Annotated in this window: 28 protein-coding genes (1 of these 28 running past the window's edge); 6 read left to right on the forward strand and 22 right to left on the reverse strand. The window is 63.2% G+C overall.

Annotated elements, in window-relative coordinates; all coding sequences use genetic code 11:
- Positions 1-1257: an MFS transporter gene (locus GJA_RS08850; RefSeq protein WP_051780525.1), complete on the reverse strand. Its 1257-nt coding sequence runs from the start codon at positions 1255-1257 to the stop codon at positions 1-3.
- A 98-nt stretch (positions 1258-1355) separates the two neighbouring features.
- Between GJA_RS08850 and GJA_RS08855 the strand changes: the two genes are divergently transcribed.
- Positions 1356-2144 carry a helix-turn-helix domain-containing protein gene (locus GJA_RS08855; protein WP_038499210.1) on the forward strand — a complete coding sequence of 263 codons (789 nt, stop codon included), beginning with the start codon at positions 1356-1358 and terminating at the stop codon, positions 2142-2144.
- An 81-nt stretch (positions 2145-2225) separates the two neighbouring features.
- Here GJA_RS08855 and GJA_RS08860 read toward each other — a convergent pair whose 3' ends face one another.
- On the reverse strand, positions 2226-2666 hold the full coding sequence (locus GJA_RS08860) for a PACE efflux transporter (protein ID WP_038491106.1): 441 nt from the start codon (positions 2664-2666) through the stop codon (positions 2226-2228).
- Between the two features lie 254 nt (positions 2667-2920).
- On the opposite strand from GJA_RS08860, the gene GJA_RS08865 reads away from it, so the two are divergent.
- From GJA_RS08865 to GJA_RS08880, 4 genes are all read left to right on the forward strand, one after another.
- The gene (locus tag GJA_RS08865; protein WP_038499213.1) at positions 2921-3373 is read left to right on the forward strand and encodes a hypothetical protein; all 453 of its coding nucleotides are present in this window, start codon (positions 2921-2923) and stop codon (positions 3371-3373) included.
- A gap of 78 nt (positions 3374-3451) precedes the next feature.
- The gene (locus GJA_RS08870; RefSeq protein ID WP_081905303.1) at positions 3452-4276 is read left to right on the forward strand and encodes a transporter substrate-binding domain-containing protein; all 825 of its coding nucleotides are present in this window, start codon (positions 3452-3454) and stop codon (positions 4274-4276) included.
- Positions 4277-4301: 25 nt separating this feature from the next.
- Entirely contained in the window at positions 4302-4958 is a 657-nt protein-coding gene (locus GJA_RS08875; RefSeq protein ID WP_038491108.1) for an amino acid ABC transporter permease, read from the forward strand.
- Between the two features lie 138 nt (positions 4959-5096).
- The gene (locus GJA_RS08880) at positions 5097-7286 is read left to right on the forward strand and encodes a putative bifunctional diguanylate cyclase/phosphodiesterase (RefSeq protein WP_038491111.1); all 2190 of its coding nucleotides are present in this window, start codon (positions 5097-5099) and stop codon (positions 7284-7286) included.
- A gap of 156 nt (positions 7287-7442) precedes the next feature.
- Here GJA_RS08880 and GJA_RS08885 read toward each other — a convergent pair whose 3' ends face one another.
- The 12 genes from GJA_RS08885 to flgB form a co-directional block, all read right to left on the reverse strand.
- The gene (locus GJA_RS08885; protein WP_038491114.1) at positions 7443-8486 is read right to left on the reverse strand and encodes a hypothetical protein; all 1044 of its coding nucleotides are present in this window, start codon (positions 8484-8486) and stop codon (positions 7443-7445) included.
- Between the two features lie 5 nt (positions 8487-8491).
- Complete coding sequence (gene flgL, locus GJA_RS08890) at positions 8492-9403, reverse strand: flagellar hook-associated protein FlgL (protein WP_038491117.1); 912 nt, start codon at positions 9401-9403, stop codon at positions 8492-8494.
- A 10-nt stretch (positions 9404-9413) separates the two neighbouring features.
- Positions 9414-10775: a flagellar hook-associated protein FlgK gene (flgK, locus tag GJA_RS08895; RefSeq protein WP_038491120.1), complete on the reverse strand. Its 1362-nt coding sequence runs from the start codon at positions 10773-10775 to the stop codon at positions 9414-9416.
- A 72-nt stretch (positions 10776-10847) separates the two neighbouring features.
- The gene (locus tag GJA_RS08900) at positions 10848-11255 is read right to left on the reverse strand and encodes a rod-binding protein (protein ID WP_051780527.1); all 408 of its coding nucleotides are present in this window, start codon (positions 11253-11255) and stop codon (positions 10848-10850) included.
- Positions 11255-12373 carry a flagellar basal body P-ring protein FlgI gene (locus tag GJA_RS08905; protein ID WP_038491122.1) on the reverse strand — a complete coding sequence of 373 codons (1119 nt, stop codon included), beginning with the start codon at positions 12371-12373 and terminating at the stop codon, positions 11255-11257. Before GJA_RS08905 ends, GJA_RS08900 begins: the two co-directional genes overlap by 1 nt.
- Before the next feature lie 8 nt (positions 12374-12381).
- On the reverse strand, positions 12382-13044 hold the full coding sequence (gene flgH / locus GJA_RS08910; protein ID WP_038491124.1) for a flagellar basal body L-ring protein FlgH: 663 nt from the start codon (positions 13042-13044) through the stop codon (positions 12382-12384).
- Positions 13044-13829 (reverse strand): flagellar basal-body rod protein FlgG, encoded by a 786-nt coding sequence (gene flgG / locus GJA_RS08915; protein WP_167541095.1) that lies wholly within the window; start codon positions 13827-13829, stop codon positions 13044-13046. Before flgG ends, flgH begins: the two co-directional genes overlap by 1 nt.
- Positions 13830-13858: 29 nt before the next feature.
- Positions 13859-14587 carry a flagellar basal body rod protein FlgF gene (locus GJA_RS08920; RefSeq protein ID WP_038491130.1) on the reverse strand — a complete coding sequence of 243 codons (729 nt, stop codon included), beginning with the start codon at positions 14585-14587 and terminating at the stop codon, positions 13859-13861.
- A 17-nt stretch (positions 14588-14604) separates the two neighbouring features.
- Positions 14605-15849 carry a flagellar hook protein FlgE gene (locus GJA_RS08925; RefSeq protein WP_038491133.1) on the reverse strand — a complete coding sequence of 415 codons (1245 nt, stop codon included), beginning with the start codon at positions 15847-15849 and terminating at the stop codon, positions 14605-14607.
- 50 nt (positions 15850-15899) lie between these two features.
- Positions 15900-16547 carry a flagellar hook capping FlgD N-terminal domain-containing protein gene (locus GJA_RS08930; RefSeq protein ID WP_038491137.1) on the reverse strand — a complete coding sequence of 216 codons (648 nt, stop codon included), beginning with the start codon at positions 16545-16547 and terminating at the stop codon, positions 15900-15902.
- A 3-nt stretch (positions 16548-16550) separates the two neighbouring features.
- Entirely contained in the window at positions 16551-16961 is a 411-nt protein-coding gene (gene flgC / locus GJA_RS08935) for a flagellar basal body rod protein FlgC (protein ID WP_038491140.1), read from the reverse strand.
- Position 16962: 1 nt separating this feature from the next.
- Positions 16963-17325, reverse strand: coding sequence for a flagellar basal body rod protein FlgB (gene flgB, locus GJA_RS08940; RefSeq protein WP_038491143.1), 363 nt, complete (start codon positions 17323-17325; stop codon positions 16963-16965).
- A gap of 328 nt (positions 17326-17653) precedes the next feature.
- Here flgB and flgA point away from each other — a divergent pair, with 328 nt between their 5' ends.
- Positions 17654-18250 (forward strand): flagellar basal body P-ring formation chaperone FlgA, encoded by a 597-nt coding sequence (gene flgA / locus GJA_RS08945; RefSeq protein WP_242404492.1) that lies wholly within the window; start codon positions 17654-17656, stop codon positions 18248-18250.
- 4 nt (positions 18251-18254) lie between these two features.
- Here the strand turns inward: flgA and GJA_RS08950 are convergent, their stop codons facing one another.
- From GJA_RS08950 to GJA_RS08985, 8 genes are all read right to left on the reverse strand, one after another.
- The gene (locus GJA_RS08950) at positions 18255-19007 is read right to left on the reverse strand and encodes a glycoside hydrolase family 73 protein (protein ID WP_038491148.1); all 753 of its coding nucleotides are present in this window, start codon (positions 19005-19007) and stop codon (positions 18255-18257) included.
- On the reverse strand, positions 18994-19431 hold the full coding sequence (gene flgN, locus GJA_RS08955) for a flagellar export chaperone FlgN (RefSeq protein ID WP_038491151.1): 438 nt from the start codon (positions 19429-19431) through the stop codon (positions 18994-18996). The genes GJA_RS08950 and flgN overlap by 14 nt, the downstream gene beginning before the upstream one ends.
- A complete protein-coding gene (gene flgM / locus GJA_RS08960; RefSeq protein ID WP_038491153.1) occupies positions 19428-19721 on the reverse strand; it encodes a flagellar biosynthesis anti-sigma factor FlgM in 294 nt (97 codons plus the stop codon). Before flgM ends, flgN begins: the two co-directional genes overlap by 4 nt.
- A gap of 16 nt (positions 19722-19737) precedes the next feature.
- Positions 19738-20754: a flagellar motor protein MotB gene (locus GJA_RS08965; protein ID WP_242404493.1), complete on the reverse strand. Its 1017-nt coding sequence runs from the start codon at positions 20752-20754 to the stop codon at positions 19738-19740.
- Complete coding sequence (motA, locus tag GJA_RS08970) at positions 20738-21646, reverse strand: flagellar motor stator protein MotA (protein ID WP_038491156.1); 909 nt, start codon at positions 21644-21646, stop codon at positions 20738-20740. The genes GJA_RS08965 and motA overlap by 17 nt, the downstream gene beginning before the upstream one ends.
- A 78-nt stretch (positions 21647-21724) precedes the next feature.
- Positions 21725-22477 carry a FliA/WhiG family RNA polymerase sigma factor gene (locus GJA_RS08975; RefSeq protein WP_422567906.1) on the reverse strand — a complete coding sequence of 251 codons (753 nt, stop codon included), beginning with the start codon at positions 22475-22477 and terminating at the stop codon, positions 21725-21727.
- A 27-nt stretch (positions 22478-22504) separates the two neighbouring features.
- A complete protein-coding gene (locus tag GJA_RS08980; protein ID WP_038491158.1) occupies positions 22505-22981 on the reverse strand; it encodes a flagellar basal body-associated FliL family protein in 477 nt (158 codons plus the stop codon).
- Positions 22981-23413, reverse strand: partial view of a flagellar hook-length control protein FliK gene (locus tag GJA_RS08985; RefSeq protein WP_051780536.1) — the 3' portion only. It continues 8 nt past the right edge of the window; 433 of the gene's 441 nt are visible here — the last part of the coding sequence; its start codon lies beyond the right edge, outside the window; it ends in the stop codon at positions 22981-22983. Before GJA_RS08985 ends, GJA_RS08980 begins: the two co-directional genes overlap by 1 nt.

Consider the following 23413-nt stretch of genomic DNA (forward strand, 5'->3'; position numbering starts at 1 on the left):
CTAGCGGCGCTGCGGGAGCGTGCCTGCTGGCACGGCCGGCGCGCAGCTGTGGCCTTGCCGGGCGCCGATCTGGAGATTGCGGCCGGCGTACAGGCCGACGATGGCCATCAGCACGCCGAGGCAGGCGCACAAGCTCAGCGGCGCGTTCCAGCCGCCCGTGGCCTGATGCGCCTTGCCGATCAATGGCGGGCCGGCGGCGGCAAAGAAATAACCGATGCATTGCGCCATCCCGGAGAGTGCGGCGGCGCCGCCGGCATTGGCGGTGCGCAGGCCGATCAGGGCCAGCGCCAGCACCAGTCCGCCCCCGGCGCCGACCCCGAACAACACGATCCAGATGAGCGCATGGACCGGCGCCAGTACAAAACCCAGCAATCCAACCACCATGCTGCAGGCCAGCAGGCAGGCGGGCGCGCGCTGGTCGCGCAGCCTCGGCGCCAGCGGAATCAGCACCAGGCCGGGAAGCGCCGTCGCCAGCAGCAGCACGCCATGCAAGGACGCCGCTTCGGCGGTCGAATAAGCGGCCGTATCGCGCAGGATCGACGGCAGCCAGCTGACGCCGACGTAGTACAGCAAGCAGTCGAGTCCGAGGTAGGCGGTCACCTGCCACGCGATCGGCGCGCGCCAGACCGCATCGTGCGGCTGGCTGGCCGCCGCCGGCTGCGGGCCTGGCGGCTGGCGGCGCGGTAATTGCGGCAGCCACAACAAGGCGGCGAGCGCGGTCAGTAGCAAGGGCAGGCGCGAGACGAGGCGCCAGTCGGCATGCAGCGCGTGCGACAAGGGAATCACGATGGCCGAGCTGGCCGCCGCCGCGACGCCCATCGACAGGACATACAGGGCGGTCAGCGAAGCCGCCTGCGCGGGGAAGTCGCGCTTCAGCAGGCTCGGCAGCAATACGTTGCCGAGCGCGATGCCGGCGCCGATGATCACGGTCCCCGCATACAGCGGCGCGACGCCGCCGGCGGCGCGCAGCAGCAGGCCGGCCGCGATGACGGCGAGGGCGCCGAACAGCGTGCGCTCGATGCCGCACCGCCTGGCCAGGCCGGCGGCGAACGGCGAGACGGCCGCGAAGGCCAGCAGTGGCAGCGTGATCAGCAAACCGGCCTGGCCGGCGCCGAGTGCATAGCGGTTCCTGAGTTCTTCCAGCAATGGCGCAATGCTGGTAAAGGGCGCGCGCAAATTCATGGCAATCAGCAAAATGCCGATGACCATCAAGATCGGCCGCTTGCTGGCGGTCGGGATGGCGGGGAGACGGGCCATGGATGCCTCTTGAAAAAATAAAGCACACAGCTTAACGCTTGCCGGCCTGTTCGAATTTGGATATTCTGACCAGATATCACTTAATTCGGACAATCTTGATGTCGGCCCTCGCCACGCTACGCGCCAATAACGATCTGGACAACATCCCCCAGCCAGCGATTGCGCTGCGGGCCCATGCGATGGATGGCGACCGCGATCCGGCGCTGCACCGCCACCGCAAGGGACAATTAGTGCTTGCCCTGCGCGGCAGCGTGATTTGCGAAGTGCCGCATGGATACTGGATGGTGCCGCCGCATTGCGGCGTCTGGATACCTGGAGGAATGTCCCACAGCATGCGCGTGACGGCGGACACCGACCTGTGCCTGCTCTGCGTGGAGCCGGCGGCGGCCGTGCTGCCCGAGGACTGCTGCACCTTGACGATCACGCCGCTGCTGCGCGAAATGATCTTGCGGCTGGTTACATTAGCGCAGAGCTACGCCGTGGACAGCCCGACGGCGCGGCTGGTCGGCGTCATGCTCGACGAGCTGGGGCGAATGCCGATCGAGCAATTGTATTTTCCCATCTCGGATCATCCGACGCTGCGCCGGCTGGCCGATGCACTGCTGCAGGCGCCGGCCGATCGCAGGACGGCCCGCGAATGGGCGGCCTGGCTGGCGCTCAGCGAGAGGACGCTGGCCCGGCTGGTGCGGCAGCAGACGGGCATGACTTTTGGCCGTTGGCGGCAGCAGCTGCAGATTATCGTTGCGTTAAGGTGGCTGTACTCCGGGCTGCGGGTACAGCGGGTCGCGGAAGACCTGGGCTATGAATCCGTCAGCGCCTTCATCACGATGTTCAAGAAGGCGCTTGGCGCCTCGCCGGCGAAATATCTGGCCAGGACTGCGCGCTAGGACTGCGCGCTAATAAGCAGGCACGGTCCAATCAAGACGGCGCAGCGTGAGCAATCCGCGCACCTTGCAATGGCGGGACGGCTAGGCCCGGACCCGATTGACTTGTTTGGCGGAATCCGGTTCGCCAAAGACGCGGTCGAACGCCCATGTAAACAGGAAGCTGTAGAGCGGGATGATCAGCATCAGCGCAAAATCGAGCAAGAACGCTTGCCACAGGCTGATCCGCATCCACCACGCGATCAAGGGAATCAGGTACAGCACCAGCGTGAGCTGGAAACCGATGGCGTGGGCAACCCGGCGCAGCACGGTGCGCGCGCGCGACACCTGGCGCCGTTCCCACGCCTCGAACGCGATATTGTAGAAAAAATTCCAGGTCATCGCGAGGGTGGTGATCATCACCGCCAGCGGCCCGGTGCTGCTGGCGGCCGAGCCGGACAGCCACGACAGCCACAGCGTTGACATGGTCAGGCCGCATACTTCGAAGGCCGCGACATACGTGATTCTTCTTTTAAGGCCCTGCATGAAAATCCCCTGCGTAAATGATGTCAGGGATTGTAAAGTCAGGGATATTGACGGGGAAAGTCAATAGCTATCAGTTTTTCTGACAAGTATTGCGTGGGCCTGATATTTATTCGTAATTATTCGCACTAATACGGTGTAGTCGGCCCCCGCTAGCCGGCCCCCGCTAGCCGGCCCCCGCTCGTCGGTCGCACCAATTTCCCACAGTGAGGTCGAACAGAGGATAATGATGCCTTAGCCACATGAGCCAGACCAGCATGACAGACGCGATAGAAAACGATTCCGATAATCATCAATCAGCCGCCGACTATGACGGCCCAGCCAAACCGCGCTTCCGGCCCCGTCCGTGGCAGCACCTGGAAACCCCGCACGATGTCGAAGTGTGGATCGAGGAACACAATCTGAGCCTGCGCGAACATATCCGGCCGCATGAAACCGGCTTCGGCGTTTGTTTTACGCTGGCCGAGGGCGGCGATATTTACATGCAGACCAGCAGCGACGGCGCGGTAGTGCTGGATGTGACGGCCGATGCGGAGTGGATTACGCCGCTCATTTGCGCGGCGACCCAGGCCGAGGCGCCAGGCACTTCCTTGTGGATTTTGCCGGACGATAAACTGATCCAGTTGCTGATCGGCTTGAGCAGCCTGGTGGCCAGCACCACGCTGGTGGTCGGCCATCATTTCGGCGCCAAGCGGCGTTATGCGCGTTAATTGCGTTAGTTTCCCCGCTGACAGCGTTTTTGCGCTATAAAAGCAGGGTCTGCCGTTAGTTCAAGGAGTGCTATTCTTATGCGTAGTAAAATTCACTATACCTCGCGCCGCCGTTCGGTGCTGACCGCGCTCAAATTGGCCGTGTTTGTCCTCGCGTCCAGTGCCGCGATGCTGGCCTGGTCGGCCGATTTGCTCGATACCGTCAAGGCGCGCGGCACCTTGAAGATCGCGATGGAGGGGACTTACCCTCCGTTCAATTTCAAGGATGCCAAGACCGGCCAGCTGAGCGGCTACGATGTCGATGTCGCCAAGCTGCTGGCCGCCAGGCTCGGCTTGAAACCCGAATTCGTCAATACCGAATGGAGCGCGATCCTGGCCGGACTGGCCGCCAAAAAATACGACGTGATCGTCAGCCAGGTCGGCATCACGGCGCAGCGCCAGCAAGTCTTCGACTTTTCGGAGCCGTACACCTATTCCGGTCCGCAATTGATTCAACGCAAGAATGACACGGCGATGTATGCCAGCCTGGACGATTTGAAGGGCAAGAAACTGGGCGCCGGGCAGGGCAGTGTGTTTGAACAGCAAGCCAAAGCCGTACCCGGCATCACCGTCAAGAGTTATGCGGTGGCCGCCGAAACGCTGCAAGATTTGTCGGTCGGCCGCATCGACGCCGCGCTGAACGACAGCCTGATGTCGGCCTACCTGCTGAAAAACGCCAACTTGCCGCTGAAGGCCGGCGCGCGGGTCGGCAAGGTCGAACGCATGGGCATTCCCTTCCACAAGGATAATCCGCTGTTCAAGGCCGCGCTGAACAAGGCGCTGGCCGAGATCAGCGCCGACGGCAGCCTGAAGCAAGTGTCGCTGAAGTGGTTCGGCGTCGACGTCAGCAAAGCGCCACAGTAAGAAAGTCACAGGAAAGCCGGAATCGATGGATTTATTGGAGTTGTTGCGCCAGGCGGCGCCGTTGTTGCTGCTGGGCGCGGGTTATACCGTGTTGTTTGCGATTGCTTCGATGCTGGGCGGCTTGTTGCTGGGTTTTCCGGTCGCGATCATGCGCATCTTGCCGTGGGCCTGGCTGCGCTGGCCGGCCGCGCTATATGTCAGCCTGATGCGCGGCACGCCGCTGCTGGTGCAGATTTTCGTGATTTATTATGGCTTGCCCAGCATCGGCATCGAATTCACGCCATTGACGGCGGGCGTGCTGGCGCTCAGCCTGAATTCCGGAGCGTTCCTGTCGGAAAGCCTGCGCGGCGCGATACAGGGCGTCAGCCAAGGGCAGTGGCGCGCCAGTTTCAGTCTCGGGCTCGGTTACCGGCAAACCGTGCAATACATCGTCTTGCCGCAAGCGCTGCGCATCGCCGTGCCGGCCATGAGCAATACCTTGACCAGCCTGATCAAGGACACGTCGCTGGTGTCGGTGATCACGGTGACGGAATTGATGCTGACCACCCGCGAATTGATCGCCACCACCTTCCAGCCGCTGCCGCTGTACCTAGCGGCCGCTGCCGTCTATTGGTGCTTGAGCCTGCTGTTCGAAGCGTTGCAGCGTTATATCGAGAAACGCCTGAACCGGACCGGCGCATGAATTTGTGGTAAAAAAGAACACATACATGCTAGCGGGCCGCTGTTGGCCGACAGCCTCTTGCATGTAATCCGCTCTGAGCGCATAGTTTAGTGGCCGCGCGGCGCCGTGACGCCGCTGGCTTTTGCGCGAAGGAAACATATGGACCAGGATCTCCATGGCACCTATCCGCAGCATGCGATGCTGGCGACGATGAGCGGCGCCGGCTTGTCCGATCCGTATTGCCTGGACGATGCCGCATTCAGCCCGGAACGCTTGCGTCATGAACGCGAGCAAGCCTATTTCAACGATATTTATTTGCTGGCGCCGGTGGCTTATTTTGTGCTGGGCTTCGATACCACGATCTTGCAAGTAAACCTGCTCGGCGCCGAGTTGCTGGGCGTCACCCGCGCACATCCGGGCCATATCCATTTCCGCCAATTCGTCAGCGCGCCGTTCCTGCATGACTTCGACGACTTCGTGCAACATGCGTTGAACAGCAGCCAGCCGGAACGCATGCAGTTAAAACTGCTGCGCACGCCGCAAGACCAGGGCTTGCCGGTCAGCCTGCTGGCCAGCGTCGACGGCAGCGGCCAGGCGCTGCGCGTGGTGGTCGAGCAAGCCGAGGGCAAGCAGGCCGCGCTGGAGCGCAGCGAGGAGCGCTTCCGGCGCATCGTCCACAGCGCCGAGGAAGGCATCTGGGAACTCGACGCGTCGGCGCTGACCAGTTTTGTCAATCCGAAGATGGCGCGCATGCTGGGTTACAGCATCGAAGAGATGCTGGGCAAGCCGCTGCTCGCGTTCATGGACGATGAAGGCCGCACGCTGCTGGAGCGCCATGTCGCGCGGCGCCAGGAGGGCGTCGCCGAACGTCATGAATTCAAATTCCTGCGCAAGGATGGCGCCGCCCTGTGGGCCACGCTGGCGACCAATCCGATTTTCGATGGCGGCGGCGCCTGCCTCGGCGCGCTGGCGCTGGTCAGCGACATCACCGAGCGCAAGGAAAGCGCCGAACGGATCTGGCGCCAGGCCAATTTTGATGAATTGACATCCTTGCCGAACCGCCATATGTTCCTCGACCGCCTGCGCAATGAAGCGCGCAAGGCCAAGCGCGACGGACGTTTCCTGGCGCTGCTGTTCATCGACCTCGACGGCTTCAAGCAAGTCAACGACCAGTTGGGACATGACAAGGGCGACCTGCTGCTGGCCGAGGCGGCGCAGCGCATCGCCGAGGGCATCCGCGCCAGCGACACCGTGGCGCGCCTCGGCGGCGATGAATTCACGGTGATACTGTCCGGTTTCGAACAACTGGCCGGGGTCGAGCGGGTCGTGCAAGAGGTCATCGGCAGCCTGGCGCGGCCGTTCGTGGTGGAGGGCGACCATGCGCAGATTTCGGCCAGCATCGGCATCGCGCTGTACCCGGCCGACGCCAGCGATACCGACAGCCTGTTGCGCCATGCCGACCAGGCCATGTACGCGGCCAAGAACGCCGGCCGCAACCGTTACAGCTATTTCACGCCGGCGGTGCAGGCGGCGGCCCAGCTGAGGCTGCGCACGGCCGGCGACTTGCGGCAGGCTTTGCAGCAAGAGCAATTTGAAATCCATTACCAGCCTATCGTCAATTTGCAGACTGGAGCCATCCACCGTGCCGAGGCGCTGCTGCGCTGGCGCCATCCGCGGCGCGGTTTGCTGAGTCCGGCCGACTTCATTCCGTATGCCGAAAGCGGCGGCCTGATGATCGAGATCGGCGACTGGGTATTCCGCCAGGCGGTACGGCAAGTCAGGCAATGGCAGCTTGACCTCGATCCGGTTTTCCAGGTCAGCGTCAACAAGTCGCCGCTGGAGTTTCGCGGCGACACGGCGTTTTACCAGGCGTGGACCGATTACCTGGAACAACAGGGCTTGCCGCCCTGTTCGATTGCCATCGAAATCACCGAAGGCGTGCTGCTCGACGAGGCGTGCGGCGTGCTGGAGCGTTTGCGCCAGTTCCGCGCGATGGGGCTGGAAGTGGCGCTGGACGATTTCGGCACCGGCTACGCGTCGCTGTCCTGCCTGCGCAAATTCGATATCGATTATCTGAAGATCGATCCTTCGTTCGTGCAGGAACTGGCAGCGGACGGCAACGGCGGCGAGCTGGTGCTGTGCGAAGCGATTATTGCACTGGCGCACAAGCTAGGCGTGAAAGTGGTCGCCGAAGGCGTTGAAACCGAGCACCAGCGCAGCTTGCTGGCCGGCGCCGGCTGCGATTATGCGCAGGGATATCTGTTTGCGCAGCCGATGCCGGCGCAGCAATTGGCGGCGCTGGTGCGAAGCGCCGGGAAGCCGGATGACGCCAAGAACCTATCCCAGTAGGGGCGTCGTCTGATGGCTGCTCGTCAGCAGAGCGGTCAAGGCGTGAGGAGGATGCATGGCGCGCCATGCTACGACGAAGCAAGTCATATATGACGGCCGTACCCACCCTGTTGAGGCGTTGCCGGCAGGCGATGTATTCTCTAGCGGGACAGGTTTTTAGCGCAGGCGCAGCAGCGACAGTACCCGTTCGCGGCTCATGCCGGCCAGCGCCGAGGTGATGGCCAGCAAGGAGTCGTAGCCGGATTCGCCGGCCTTGCTGGTGAATTTCTGCGCCAGCGTGACCATGCCGGCGCCGCCTTGCGGCGGTTGCACGGTGGCGACCCGTTGCGCCACTTGCGACAATGCCATGCCGACGCTGTCGCGCGCCTTTTGCAGGCGGCCCAGTGCCTGCACCACTTGCTGCAAGGTGGCGCGCAGCGCTTCGGTGTCGCTGCTGCTCCAGGTTTCCGGCGCCAGCGCGGCCGGTTCGGCGTCGGTCTTGACGCGGTTTAATTGTCCGGCAGGGAAGCGGATGCCGCTGCCGCGCACCGACAAGGTATCGCGCACCGACGCCCACGACGCTTCCGGCGTGCTGAATACCAGCTCGCCGTCAGCGCCCAGCTTGACGCGCACGTTCGACGGCGTCAGCGCCTGGTTGAAGCGGGCGCTGATTTCTTCGGCGCTCAAGCCCGGCTCGATGGTTGCCGAACGCAGGGCCTGGCTGGCGCCGCCGACGGAAAAAGCCAGCACTTCGGTGCCGCCGCTTTGCAAATTGGCCATCGTCAAGCCGCGAATGCCGAAATTCTGGGCGGCTGGCTGCGCACCGCTGTAATTGAGTTGCGGGTCCAGCGTGCCGCCGGTGGCGTTGCTGCGTTGGCGCCAGGTGTTGCTGAACTGGCGCAGGCGCGCCTCGACCTGGCCCTCGCGGCCCTGGCGCGCCGCCAGTTTGGCGGCCAGTTCGCTTTTCAATGCCTGCAACTGGCTGGTGCTGCGTTCCAGGTAGTCCAGCGTCTGCTGGGCGCTGGAAATTTCCCCCTGCAACTGGTGATCCCAATTGCTCAAGCCCCGCCTCAGCTGCGCCGATGGCACCGCCGGCGCGGCGTCGCCGCGCTCGCGCTGCGCTGCGCCGGCAACGCCGTCAGCCGGCTCATCGATGACACGGGCGGCGCCGGCGTTTTTAGCGGGCAGTCCCGAAGAGGTGGAAAGCGGGGCGATTTGCATGATCGTCAGAGAACATCGAAGAGGGACAGGTTGCCGACTTTGGCGTAGGCCTTATAGGTGGCTTGCAGCGCGGTCTGGTAGCCGCTCAGGTCCATCGACGCCTCGGCCAGGTTGGTGGCCGACAAGTCCCTCAGGGTCAGCTGGTTCGACAGCGACACATTGTCCAGGTTGTTATTCAATGTGGTCAGGATGTTTTGCGCGCCGCCGAAAATCGCGACCTTGCTCGACAGTAAATCCCTGCCGTCGTCGGTGCCGTTCAGCGCGGCGGTCAGTACGCTGCGCACCGCCGGGTCGTTGGCGTTGACGCCGGGCGCGGACAGGGTGGTGACGGCGCTGTCGATTTTGTTGAGCCAAACTTCCAGCTGGCTGACGTCGACATTGGCCGCTTGCGTGATGCCATTGCCGACCACCACCACCTGGGTATCGGTATTGCCGGTATAGGTATAACGCGAACCGACCGGGCGGGTCGGGTCGTAGCTCAGTGCCGGCGTGTCGGTGGCGGTGCCGGAAAACATGTAGCGGCCTTCCTGGTCTTTCTGGTTGGCGGTATAAAACACGCTGTCGCGCATCGAGCGCAGCGACGCGGTCATCGCGTTCAGGTCGTCCGGCGCGTTGGTGCCGTTGGACGCCCAGACCAGCTGGTCGCGCACCTGGCCCATGTCGGTGATCATGCTCGACAAATAATTTTCATTTTTCAGCAAGCGGGTTTGTACCGAGGCGATGTTTTTCTGATATTGCCCGATCATCGCCTCTTCGTTGTTCAGGCGGGAAATCCGCACATTGTCGACCGGATCATCGGAAGGCAGCTGGATCCGCTTGCCCGTCGCGATTTGCTGGGTCAGGAAGTTGATGCGCTCCTGATTTGCCTGCAATGCGACATTAATCATGGATTGGTACTGGCCGCTGACGATACGCATAATCTTCTCCTTAACCCATCATTGCCAAAGTGGCTTCAAACAGCGAATTGGCCACCGAAATGACTTTCATATTGGCGTTGTACATTTGCTGGAACTGGACCAGGTTGCCCGCTTCCTCGTCCTTGTCGACGCCGCTGGTCGATTTCCAGTCGTTGACCGCCTGCGCGCGCACCGTGTCGGCGGTCTTCAGCAAGTCCTGGTTTTGTTTGCTGGCGATGCCGAGCTTGCCGACCAGCTGGGTGTCCGCGTCGCCGATCAGCACCGAGCCGACCCAGTTGACATCGATGCTCTGGTTCTTGATATCGATCAGCTTTTGCAAGTTGCCGCTATCGCCGGCCACGCCGTTCGACGACAGCGCCAGGTCGGTCGCCTTGAAGTTGGGCGTCAGTTGCATCTTGCCATTGAGGTAGCTTAACAGCGGGCCGCCGGCGGCGCCGGCGCTGGTCCTGCCCAGCGCCAGCTGGTCGTTGATCTTCTTGGTCAGGCTGGTGGCCATATCGGTGATCGATTGCTGCAGCGGCTGCAGGGTATTTTTTTCATATTCGCCCAGGCCGCCCAATTGGCCGCCCACCGCCACATTGTCGACGCCAAACGTCGAATTGGTGAACTGCAAGCTCAGGGTTTGCTCGCCCGCCGCGTTCAGGCTGCTCGACATGGTGGCCGCGGTGGAGCCGATCACAAGCGGCTGGCCGGTTTTCAGCGACAGGCTGCGCGAACCGTCCGGCTGGTCGGTCACATCCAGCGCCATTTGCGACGACAGGCCGTCGATCAACTGGTCGCGCGCATCGATCAGCGCCGAGATATTGGTGTCGGAAGAGCCGACGGAACTGATTTGCTTGTTCAGCGCGGCAATGCTCGACAGTGCGGTATTGACTTGCGGCAGAATCGTGCTGCGCTGCTGGTGCACCGACAGCAGCTGGTTATTCAGCACATTGCTGATGCTGTTGAAATGCTGGGCCATCGCATCGGCCGCCGTCACGATTTGCTGGCGCAGCGGGGTCGAGGTCGGGTCGACCGCCGCCGCGTTGAGCGCCTGGAAAAAACCGTTGATGCCGGAGCTGATGCTCGATTTGTCATCGCCCATGACGCGTTCGAGCGCCGTCAGGTAGGGCTGGGTCTGCGAGCGGAAGCCCTGGTCGGACGCGGCGCGCCACATTTGCTGGCTTTTGTAGGCATCGCTGAAACGCAGCAGCGCGCTGACATTCACGCCGTCGCCTGCGGAACGCACGCCCCGGCTCGCGCCAATCGAGCTCAACAAAACGCCCTGGCGGGTGTAGCCCGGTGTCTGCATGTTGGCGATATTCTGGCTGGTGGCGTTCAACCCGGCTTGGGCGGCGATACCGCCTGACAATGCATTACTAATGATGCTCATTGGGCAATCTTCTTTCCTGGTAAAGGCGGCGCGGCGCGCCATGAATTGCGGTTAACCTGGACAGGCGACGCTTTAAGCCGGTTTATTAAGTGTGCCGGCAAGATTGTCTGGCGCCGGGCCATGCCCGGCCGTTGGCGTGGCGCCGCGCGGCTTGGCGGCGGCTGGCGGCGGCAGCAACTGGCGCAGGATCGCATCGGCGATGCCGAAGGCGCGCTGGCCGGCCATCTTGTCGGCCACCAGGTTGTCGGCCATTTCCAGCATGTCGCTGTTGACCGGATCTTTATAGGTGCTGTCTTCGGCAGCCAGTTCACGGGTGCTCGAACGCATCTGGCGCAGCATGTGCGAAATGAAAAACGCTTCGAACTTGACCGCCGCCTCGGTCGCCTTGGCGGCGTAGCGCGCATCCTGGGCCGGCGCCACGGCGTCTTGCTTGTCATTGTCGGCGCCGCCGGCCAGCTTGCCCAATTGCTCGATAGTCATCAGATCACCACCAGTTCGCCTTCGATCGCGCCGGCCTGGTCGAGCGCCTGCAGGATCGCCATGATATCGTCGGGCGACGCGCCCAGGCTGTTGACCACGTCGATAATCGATTGCAGCTTGGCGCCGGCCGGCCATTTGAACATCTGGCCGGAACCCTGGTCCACGCTGACCTTCGATTGCGGCGTGACGGTGGTCTGGCCGCGGCCGAACGGCGCCGGCTGGCTGACCGCCGAGTTTTCCGAAATCACCACCTTGAGCGAACCGTGGGTCACCGCGGCAGCCTTGACGCGCAAGCCGTCGGCGATCACCACCGTGCCGGTGCGCGAATTGAACACCACTTTCGGCGTGTCTTCGCCGACATCGATCGACAAGGCTTCCAGCTTGGCCATGAAGGCCACCCGCTGGGTCGGATTTTCCGGCGCGACCACGTCGACGCTGGTGGCGTCGGTGGTGGTGGCGACCGGACCGAAGCGGCGGTTGACGGCGTCGACGATATTGGTGGCGGTCTGGAAATGCGGATGGCGCAGATTCAGCGTGACGGTCGGCTTGGTCGAAAAGTCGGTGCCGATTTCGCGTTCGATATTGGCGCCGTTCGGAATCCGTCCCGAGGTCGGGGTATTCACGGTGACGCTGGAGCCGCTCCTGCCGGTGGCGTTCAAGCCGCCGACCACCACGTTGCCCTGCGCCAGCGCATAGGTTTCATTATTGGCGGCCCGCAATTCGGTCAGCAGCAGGGTGCCACCGCGCAAGCTCTTGGCGTCGCCCAGCGACGAGACGGTGACATCGATGCTCTGGCCGCGCCGGTAACCCGGAGGAAATACCGCGCTGACCATCACCGTGGCCACGTTCTTGCTTTTCGAATCGGCGCCGTCGGGCAGCTTGACGCCGAACTGCTTCAGCATGTTCAGCACCGACTGGCTGGAAAACTTGACCTGGGTGCTGTCGCCGCTGTTGTTCAAGCCGACCACCAGGCCGTAGCCGACCAGCGGATTGTCGCGCACGCCTTCGATGCTGACCAGGTTGCGCAGCACTTGCGCGGCCGAAGCCGGGACCGGCAAGAGCAGGCAGGACAGCAGGGCCAGCGCGATGAGAGGGAGGGCGGGGTGACGCAATGTCATAAAATTCCTTAAAACGGCATCCACGGACCGACGAAGAAGCGCGTCAGCCAGCCCGGCGTATTGGCTTCGGCCAAGGTGCCTTGCGCCGAGTAGGCGATCCGTGCATTGGCGATGCGCAAGGACGAGACCTGGTTATTCGAATCGATGTCGGCCGAGCGCAGGTAGCCGCGCAGGCGCACGAATTCCTCGCCCTGGTTCAGGGTCAGGGTTTTTTCGCCCTGTACCCGCAGCAAGCCGTTCGGCAAGACTTCCTGCACGATCACGGTGATCGCGCCGGACAGCGCGTTTTGCTGGGTGCTGGTGGCATCGCCGGAAAAGCCGCGCTTGGCGGCGGCGTCGATTTCAGTTTTCGACAAGGTTTTGCCGAGCACCGTCAGCGGCGATATCGCCACGCTGGAACCCTTGTTGAACGAGGTGCCGGCCTTTTTGCTGGCCTGGGTGGTTTCCTGCAACGCCACCGTGACCACGTCGCCGACCCGGAAGGCGCGGCTGTCGGAGGTCAGCGCCAGGCCGGACTCGGGATTGTAGACGCCGCCGGAAATGCCGCCGCGCGGCGCGTTGCGCGCCATCGGCGGCGCTTCGTCGGCCGGATTGCCGCGCGGCGCCGGCGCCGGAGCGGCGCAGCCGGCCAGCGCCAGTACGGCCAGCAACGGAAGGACGGCCTTGCTCATCAGCGCGCCGCTTGCGACAGGTATTGCAGCATATTATCGGCCGCCGACAACACCTTGGTATTCATTTCATAGGTGCGCTGGGCGGCGATCATGTCGACCATTTCCTCGACCACTTGCACGTTCGAGCCTTCCAGCGAGAATTGCTTGAGCTTGCCCAAGGCGCCCTCGCCAGGGTTGCCTTCGGTCGGCGTGCCGCTCGACGCGGTTTCCTGGAACAGGTTTTCGCCCAGCGCCTGCAAGCCGGTCGGATTGATGAAACTGGTCAGCGTCAGCTGGCCCAGCTGGACCGGCGCGACGTTGCCCGGCACTTTGACGGACACCACGCCGTTTTCGCCGATGGTCAGGTCGGTGCCGTTGGCTGGAACGGTAATTTGCGGCACCAGCGGCAAGCCCTGGGCATTGGTCATCACGCCATTTTCGTTGACGCCGAGCTGGCCGGCGCGGGTGTAGGCGGCCTGGCCGTCCGGCCGCAGCACTTGCAAAAAGCCGTTGCCGGTGATGGCGACGTCGAGTTCGCGGCTGGTGGTTTGCGGGCTGCCGGTGGTAAATACTTTTTGCGTGCCGACCATGTGCGTGCCGTTACCCAATTGCACGCCCGAGGCCAGCGTATTGTCGGCGCGTTGCGCACCCGGTTGCTGCTCGACCTGGTAAAACAAGTCTTCGAACACGACCCGGTCGCGCTTGAAGCCGACCGTATTGACGTTGGCCAGGTTATTGGCGATGGCTTGCAGTTTTGCATCCTGGGCTTGCACCCCGGTCTTGCTGATCCACATTGCTGGATTCATAGTATTCCCCTGATTAATTCGCTGGCGGCTTAGGAACCCATCAGGCGGTTGCCCGATTGGGTCATGTCATCACTGGCCTTGAAGACCTTCATCTGCATTTCGAAGCTGCGGTTCAAGCTCATGGTGGCGACCATTTCCTCGACCGCCGACACGTTGCTGCCTTCCAGGTGGCCGCCGCTGACGCGCACCGCCGGATCGGCCGGCAAGTCGTCGCCGCTGCGGGCGACGATCAGTCCGGCCTCGTTCTTGGTCAGCTGGGCGCCGTCGGGATTGACCAGCTTGAGCTTGTCGATGGTCTGCATCAGCGCGCTGCCCGGCACTTGCACCGAGATGGTGCCGTCGACCCCGATCGCGACGCTGGTGTATTCCGGCAGCGTGATCGGACCGCCTTCGCCCAGCACCGGCCGGCCGTTGATGCTCAGCGTGCCGTTGGTATCGACCTGCATCGCGCCGGCGCGGGTATAGGCTTCGCCGTTCTGGACCTGCACCGTCAGGTAGCCGTTGCCGCTGACCGCCACGTCGAGGTCGCGGCCGGTTTCCTTGACCGTGCCGGAATGGGTGGCGATCGCGCTAGCCTGGGTCTGCGTCATGTGGCGGTCGTCGTAGCCGTAGCCGTTTTGCAGCGGCTGGGTAGTCGACACTTCCAGATTGGCGCGGAAGCCGGAGGTATCCATATTGGCCAGGTTGTTGGCGTGTACCTGCTGCGCCCGCAGGGCCCGGTCGGCCCCGCTCATGGCGGTGTAAATCAGCGCATCCATGTCAGCTTACCCTTTGCTTACAGTGCTTGCATCAGCGATTGCATCATCGCGCTCTCGGTCGAAATGACCTTCGAGTTGGCCTGGTAATTGCGCTGCGACGTCATCAGGCCCACCAGCTCGCTGGTGATGTCGACGTTCGACTGTTCCAGCGAGTTGGTCGACAGCTTGGCCGACATGCCGACGCCTGGACGGTCGTACAGCGCGTTGCCGGAAGCGGCCGAGGCGACCCAGCTGGTGTCGCTGACCGCGGTCAGTGCGGCTTCATCGGCGAACGTGGCCAGCGCGATGGTGCCGACATTCTGTTTCGAACCGTTGCTGTAGCTGGCCACCAGCGAACCGTCGCTGGCCAGTTCCACGCCGGTGTAGGTGCCGGACGTGCTGCCGTCCCACTTGTTGGCCGAGATGCTGGTGTCGCCGGCATACTGGGTGCTGCCGTTGTAGTTGATCGCCAGCGTGATGGGGTTGGCGCCGGCAATCGCGCCGCTGGTCAGCGGCACGGTGGCGAAGGTCGGCTGGTAGTCGGCCGGCACCGGCGTCGGCGGCGGATTGGTCGGGCCGTTGCCATTGATGGTGGCCAGCTGGCCCCTGGTGTCGAACGCCAGCTGGGTCACGCCGCCGACGGCCGTGTTGTCCAGCGTGTAATGCACTTCGACGGTGTTGGCGCCGGTTTTTACGAAATACTGGTTCAGCGTATGCGCCACGCCGAGCGAATCGTACAACTGCGAGGTCCTGGAGTCGTTGTAGGTCTGGCTGTCGCCCTTGTTGAACGTGCCGGTCTTGACCGACCATCCGGCCGACAGGTTGGTGGTGTACTCCAGCTTGGTGCTGGCCTGGGCCGGAATCTGGCCGGTCGGGATTTTCAGGTCGCCCACCGGGCCCAGCGCGGTGCTGCCCGGTACCGTGCCATAACCTTGCACTTTCCTGCCGTTGCTGTCGACCAGGTAGCCGTCGGAGCCCGCCTTGAAAATGCCGACCCGGCTGTAGCTCAGCGTGTTTTGCGCATCGCGGCTGACGAAGAAGCCGCGGCCGTCGATCGCCGCGTCGAGCCCGCGGCCGGTCTTCAGCACGCCGCCGCCCAGGTTGATGCTCTGGGACAGCGAGCCCACTTCAGCGCCGGTCGGGCGCGAGCCGGCGTACATCGCCGAGAAGTTGGCGCGGCTGCTCTTGAAGCCGAAGGTGCCGGCGTTGGCGATATTGTTACTGGTGGTGTTCAGTTGCTCGTTGATGGCCTGGATGCCGGACAGCGCGATGTCGAAACTCATGGTCGATTCCTCAAGTGAAGGACAATATCAAAATAGGGAGAAGGGATGGTTCAGGTTTTCTTGCCGTTGAAGCCGGTGATGTTATCCGGGGTGACATCACCGAGGTTGGACACATTCATCACGGCGCCGCCGCTGGCCAGCAGGCGCACGCTGTTGAGCTTGCCGGCAATATCGATGGTCGGCTTGTCCGAGCTGCTGGTGCTGACCGTCATCTTGTAGGTGCCCGGTGGCAAGCCCAGCGCCACCGGATCGATGGTGAACGGCACGCTGCCCGGTTCCTGCTTGCCGAGCTCGATCTTGTATTCCTTGTCGTCGGACCCCTTCAAGGTCACGGTGGTCTTGCTGCTCGCCGCCGCCAGCGTCACCGAACCGCTGATCTTGGCGTCGCTGGTCTTGACGGTGTCGGTTCTGGCCATCACTTCGGAACCGATTTGCGCGCCCAGCGCGATGATCTGGATGTTTTGCAGCGCATCGGCATTCGAGGCGGTCAGCGTGGCCAGGTTTTGCAGCGCCTCCATTTGCGCCTGCTGCGTCAATTGATTGACGAACTGCGCCGGGTCGGTCGGCGACAGCGGATCCTGGTTCTTGATCTGCGCCACCAGCAATTTGGTGAACATGTCCGAGGTGGCGCTGTTCTGCGACGGGTTCGGGTTATTGTTGCTGGCGTTGTTATTGTTGTTAAGCAAGTTGGTTTGCATGGTTTAAGTTTCGCCTAGTTTGAGTAAGGATTGCTGCATCGTCTTGATGCGGCCCAGCACTTCGACATTGCTTTCGAAGGCGCGCGACGCCGACATCATGTCGGCCATCTCGGCCACCGAGTTGACGTTCGGGTAAAACACCATGCCGTCGGCGTTGGCCATCGGATGGCCCGGTTCATACACCTTGCGCAGCGGTTCGTCGCTTTCGACCACGTCCAGCACCTGCACCCGCGCGCCATCCTGGGCGCCGCCATCGAACATGGCGGCGAATACCGGCTTGCGCGCGCGATAGGTTTCCGCTTCGGAACCGGCCACCGAATCGGCGTTGGCCAGGTTGCTGGCGATGGTATTGAGGCGCACGGTCTGCGCCGCCATCGCCGAACCGGCGATCTTGGAAATATCCTGGAAGCCCATCTTATTGTCCTGCGATGGCTTTGGCCAGGCCTTTCAGTTTCATGCTGGCGAAACTGAGGCTGGTCTGGAAATCGGAGGCGTTCTGCGAAAACGCCGCTTGTTCTACGCCGATCTCGACGGTGTTGCCGTCGCGGCTGGGATGGTAGGGTACCCGGTACAGCGACGCGGCGGCGTCGTCGACCGACAGGCCGCCTTCTTCGCGGTCTTGCAGTTGCTGCAGCGCGGCGCCGAAATCCATGTCCTTGGCCTGAAAACCAGGGGTGTTTTCGTTGGCGATATTGGCCGCCAGCACGCGCGTGCGGTCGGCCCGCAACTGCAACGCATCGGCGTGCACTCCCAGTGCTTCCTTGAAATTAATCCCCATGGTCATCCTTTGTCATAATGCCGGCCGGACACGAACGCGCCAAGCCGGCTGAAAATTGTTCCTGTGGGCATGTAAAATACGTTTGCCGCTCCAGGCATCGCCTGGCGCCCACGCTGATTGACTGTGTTATTTACTGTGACTAATAAGGTACACAATGACGTTTTCCACCGTGCCACCGGCGCCATCCCCGCGTGTTTCATTGCCGGGAAAGCGATCTATCTTGCTATCTTGCCTGTTTTTCACTGCCAGCCTCTATAGTAGTGCAGTCAACGCGGAATTGCCAGCCGACAATATATTAATCAGGGTGGAAAACGTTGCGCGAGAACAATTGGAACGACAGGCGGACGCCGCCAAACTGCTCGATCCGCAATTCGAGATTACTGTGGGCAAGACCGCGCGGCCGCTGGCCGCTTGCGCCAGGCCGGTGACCGTCGAGCCGGCCGACATGCGTTCGGCGACCCGCATGCGCCTGTCGGTGGTGTGTCCCGGCACGCCGGGCTGGCGCCAGGACGTGGTGGCGCGCGCGACGGTCTCGGCGCGGGTGGCGGTCAGCGCGGTGGCCTTGATGCCGGGCAAAGCGCTGGGGCCGGACGACGTTTTCCTGGAACGGCGCGACGTCTCGATGATCCCCGACAGCCTGTCCGACTTGCAAGCCTTGACCGGCCTGAGCAGCCGGCGCAGCCTGCGCGCCGGCGAAGTGCTGCGCCAGAGCCAGTTGACGGCGCAAGTGCTGGTCAAGCGCGGCGAAGCGGTGCGCATTGTCGCGCGCCGCGAACAGATCGAAGTGAGCATGGCGGGCGAGGCGATGGACCCTGGCGCCCAGGATGACGTGATACGGGTGCGCAACGCCGCCAGCGGCACGGTGATACGCGCCAGGGTGCTGGCGGCGGGGCAGGTCGAGCCGGCCGATATCCCGCTGAAATAGCTTCTTATTTGCTCTGTTGTTGCAGGCGGCTGGCCAGCCTGGCCAGCCTGGCCAGCTTGTCGGCATAGGCCGGGTCGGTGGCGTAGCCGCCGCGCGCCAGGCCTTGGGCAAAGGCGCCGGCGTCGCTGCCGGCGCCCAGCGCCGCCTTGTAGCGCGGGTTATCCAGCAGCACTTGCGCATAGTCGCGGAATGCGCTGGCCTGGTCCGGATAGCTGCGGAAACGCTCGGTTTTCTTCAGCGCCGCGCCGCCTTCGTATTCGGTGGTCAGCGCGCTGGTCACGTCGCCCGACCATTGCTTGCCGGCCTTGACGCCAAACAGGTTGTTGCTGTCTTGTCCGCCTTGCCGCAACGGCCGCTGGCCCCAGCCCGATTCCAGCGCCGCGTGGGCGGCGACGATTTCCGGCGCCACGCCGAGGCGCGCGCCGGCTTCCTCGGCCCATGGCTTGATCGCGTCGAGGAATTGCTGCTGCAACTGGCTGTCGACGCCGCTTGAGCCGCCCTGGTTGATGGCCGCCAGCGCGCTGCCCGGCTGGCTGCGGCCCAGGTAGGCCAGGCCTTCCGGCGTCAGGGCCGGCGGGGGCGCTGCATGGCTGGCGGAACCGGCACCGATAAAGCCGTTCACTTCGTTCTGCACTTGCCGGAACACGCTGCTGAAACTGGCGCCGCCGGCGGCCGGAGTGCTGGCCATGGCCGGGGCGGTAGCCTGGGCAGGCTGGGTGGCGCTGGTCGGCGCGGTAAAGAAATCAGCCTGGCGCATAGGTATCGTCCTCGCCATGCAGCACGCGCTGCATGATGCTGTATTGTTCGGTCAATAAATGGCTGTTGCGCTGGTTCAGGCGCTTACATTCAAGCACCATTTGTTCCAGCGCTGCCCAGTCGGTTTCCAATTGCAAACGCGGTGCGCCTTGCAGCAATTCGATGATCTGGTTCATCGTGCCGCCGGCGCCGCTCAAGCCGCGCACCAGGCTGACCCGCTGGCGGCGGCGCTGTTCCATGCCGTCGACCGCGGCATTGATGCTCTCGGCCAGTGCCGACAGGCGCGCCGGCTGGTGGCGCAGCGCGGCCTGGAATTGCTGCTCCTGCAGCTCCAGCAGCGCGCCATAGGCGGCGATATCGTCGCTGACGCCGCGCAGCACGCGCGTCAGCGCCTGCGGGCGCGTCATCTTGGCGGCGCCGCTCATGATTCACCGCCGTGGAAGCGCTGGATCAAGCCGGCCAGCTTGCCGGCGTCGAACGGCAATTCGCCCTTGGCCAGCGCATCGCGCAGCAGGGCTACCCGTTCATGGTCGATATCCGGCATGGCGCGCAATGCGGCCATGGCTGGCTGCAATACCGCCGATTGCAGCGGCGTGGCGTTGCCGGCGCCTGCCGCCGCTCCGGGCGTGGCCTCGGCGGCGCTGTCGGCGGGGGCGGCGGCTGCGCTGCGTTCAATGGCGCGGGCGCCGCTGGCAGTGCCGCTGGAAATTTTCATACGCTGGCCCTTGGATTTAATCTGCATGTTCCGCCCGTCCTTTTTTTGCGCCTGCCGGATTGAGCCTGGAATTGAGTGCCGGATTCAGCTTGTCCCGCAATTGCTTCAGGACTGCCGGGTCCGGCTCGCCGACATCGATGTCCTGCGACTTCGACGGCTTGGCGCCCGGCACGCCGAACATCGCCGCCACGCTGTCGGCCTGGCCACGGGTCAGGATCAGCAATTCGATGCGCCGGTTGATACCGGCCGCCGCGTTGGTGGCGTCGAGCGGGGCGCGGTCGGCCATGCCGACCACTTGCAGCACGCTTTCCGGATTCATGCTACCGGCCAGCAATTGCGCGCGGGCCGACATGGCGCGGTTGCTCGACAGCGTCCAGTTGGAAAACGCTTCATAATCGTTGTTGGTGTACTGCATCGAGTCGGTATGGCCGACGATCAGCATCTGGTTTTCCATTTGCGCGAATACCGGTCCCATCTGGCGCAGCAATTTGCGGAAGCGGTCGGTCGGGATCGAACTGCCGCGCACGAACATGCCTTGCTTGTCGGTGTCGTGCAACATGACCCGCAAGCCGTACGGCGTGATGACCGATTGCAGGTTGTTCGACAGGCCGGCTTCGGCGCTCAGCTTGTCGAGCGCGCGCGACAGCGCGGCCAGGTCTTCCGGCGACTGGTAACTCATTTTCGGCTGCGCCTTGCCGTCGTTGGCCTGCTTGCCGGCGGTGGTCGTATTGCCGCTGTTTTGGCGCGGCAGCGGGAAGTGGTCGATCAGGCTGCCGCGCGGGCCGCCTTTCGGCTCCGGCATCACGCCCTGGCCTTCGCCCTGGCGGCTGGCGGCGCTCGAATCCATCATGATTTCCTTCATTGCCTGCTGTTCGCGCGCGGCCATCAGCCACAACACCAGGAACAGCGACAGCAAGGCCAGGCAAAAGTCGGCGAACGCGACTTTCCACGCGCCGCCATGGGCTTCTTCATCGTGCTTGCGGCTGGATCGCTTGATGATCGCCTGATCATGTTTTTCATGCGGCTTTAGCACGGCGCTCCCCTGGACGGCGCGGTTGTTCTTCGGCTTCGCCTTCGAGCGCATTGATCCAGTTTTCCAACTGGGCGAAACTAGGCTTGATATTCAATTGCACCAGGCGGCGGCCGGCGTCGATCGCCAGCAGCGGCGGCTTGCCGGCCACGTGGGTCACCAGCACGACTTTGACGCATTCCATGGTCGAGCTTTCTTCGCTGACCAGTTGCTTCATCATATTGCAGATCGGATCGAGCACGCCGTAGCAAAAGAAGATGCCGATGAAGGTGCCGACCATCGCCGCGCCGACTTTTTCGGAAATTTCCGCCGCGTCGGCGCCGTCGGCCACCGAGTTCATCGCCATCACGATGCCCAGCACCGCCGCCAGGATACCGAAGCCGGGCATCGCTTCGGCGATCTTGTGCAGCGATTTCGACGGTTGCAGCAACTCATCGTGGATCGCTTCCAGTTCCTGTTCCAGCACGCCTTCCAGTTCATGCGCATTGATCTTGCCCATCGCCATCAGGCGAAAGTTATCGACGATAAACGCCAGCAATTTCGGGTCTTCCAGGATCAGCGGGTAACGCTGGAACAGCGCGCTTTCCTTCGGCGCCTCGACGTGGGCGTCGAGCGCCTTCAGGCCGCCGGCGGCGGTTTGCAGCAATTCATACATCAGCAGCAGCAACTGGCGCTGGAATTCCGAACCTTGCTTCTTGTGCGTGACGATCTTGCGGATCTGGGTCACCATTTCGCCCAGCACATGCTTCGGATTGCCCAGCACCAGCGCGCCGAGGGCGGCGCCGATGATGATGATCAATTCGATCGGCTGCCAGATCGCATGGACGGTGCCGCCCATCATGGCGAAGCCCCCGAATACACATCCCATTACGATTAAGATACCGATAATCACCATATTGAACTGCCTTTCTGCGTCATTGTTGATACTGCATCACACCACATCACACTGCTGGATTAGCGCCGCGCCGCCGGGCTATCCGCCTTGCAGCACGGCTTTCATCTTGACCAGCGCCGCCTTGTTCAACTGGCACACGCGGGCGTCGGTCAAATCGAGCACGGCGGCGATTTCCTTGTAGCTGAGTTCGAATTCGTAATACATTTGCACCACCCGCTGCTCGCGCTCATTCAAGCCGCGCAAGGCCTGTTCCAGGCTGCGCCGCACCATCAGCAAGTCTTCCGGACTGGGCGCGCTGTCGCCGCCGCTGCCGATGCCGCCCTCCTGCAGCAGTTCGTCGAAACTGCCGAGCTGCTCGGCGTTTTCCGCCAACTGGTATTGCTGGTAGGCCTCGGCCGTGATGCCCAGCGCGGCGATGATTTCCTGCTCGCCCGGTTCGCGGCCCAGGCGCCGGGTCAGCGCGCGCACGCTGTCGCGCAGGCGGTGGCTTTCCTGGCGTACCGCGCGCGGCCGCCAATCCTGGCGCCGCAATTCATCCAGGATCGCGCCGCGGATGCGCAGGCTGGCGTAACCGCCGAAAGCCTGGTCCGGCACGCCGTAGCGGCGCAGTGCTTCAAGCAGACCCATCAAACCGATCTGCTCCATGTCGTCGCGGTCGACGGCGCCCGAAATCTGCGAATTGAGCTGGCGCACGATGCGCTTGACCAGCGGCGCATAGGCCAGCAAATGGCGCTGTTCCTCGGCCGCGTCGAGCACGGCGCCGGCGCCGGCATATTCCCCGGCGCCGTAAGCGTCGGCGTACTGGTCGGCATAAGCCGCGTCGCTCACCACCTTGTCTCCCGTGGCATCGGCTTGGGCTTACTCAATGATCAGCTTGCCGATCATGACTTCGGTAAATGGCTTGTCCATTTTTTCCTTGTCATAACTGGCATTGAAGGCGTGATTGATTTGTTCGGCGTACTGTTCCACCGTCATCGTTTGCGCCTTTTCCACTGGAAAGCTGGACAGCGCGCTGACGGCGATGCTGCGCATCAGCGGCAAATGTTCCTTGGTCAGCTTTTCCTTTTCCTCGGTGGTGGCGATCACCAGGTCGGCCGACAGGTAATGGCTTTCGGTGTCGCCGGGCATGCGCCGCAACATCACGATCACTTTGTCGAGGGTCAGGAATTTACGCGCCTTCTTGCCGGTTTCCGGCACTTTGACCGGCGCCGCCTGGGCCGCCGCGCCGGGCGCCGTCACCGGCTTGCCCAGATACCATACCGCGCCGCCGGCGGCGCCGGCCGCCAGTGCGGCCACCAGCACAAAAGCGCCTACCAGTTTCAGTTTTATATTCATCAGCTTTCCCGCTGGTTCATGGCGAAGCTGGCCGCCGGCTGGCCGCTATCGGACAGCGCGCGGCCCGGCTCATCTTCGTCGCGTTCGCGGCCGCCCTGGCGTTGCTGGCCGCGCGCATCGCCTTCGGCAAACGCTTGCGCCGCCGGGCTGCGCGGGGCAGGGCTGACATTCACCGAGACGTCGGCGTACTGGCGCTGCGCCAGATCACTGCGCAGGTTGTCGCCGATGCCTTGCAACTGGCGCAAGACTTCGCCGTTGGAGGCGCTCAGATTGACTTGCAGCGCGCCAGCCAGGTGGCGGATCGAAATTTCTATGCGGCCCAGCATCGGCGGATCGAGGCGGATCACCGCGTTCTCGCCCTGGCGTCCCAACTGCACTTGCAGACGCTCGCCGAGCGCTTCGCGCAGCGGCGCCTGCCATTGCGCCGGCTGG

Source organism: Janthinobacterium agaricidamnosum NBRC 102515 = DSM 9628, from assembly GCF_000723165.1.
GTDB lineage: Bacteria > Pseudomonadota > Gammaproteobacteria > Burkholderiales > Burkholderiaceae_D > Janthinobacterium > Janthinobacterium agaricidamnosum.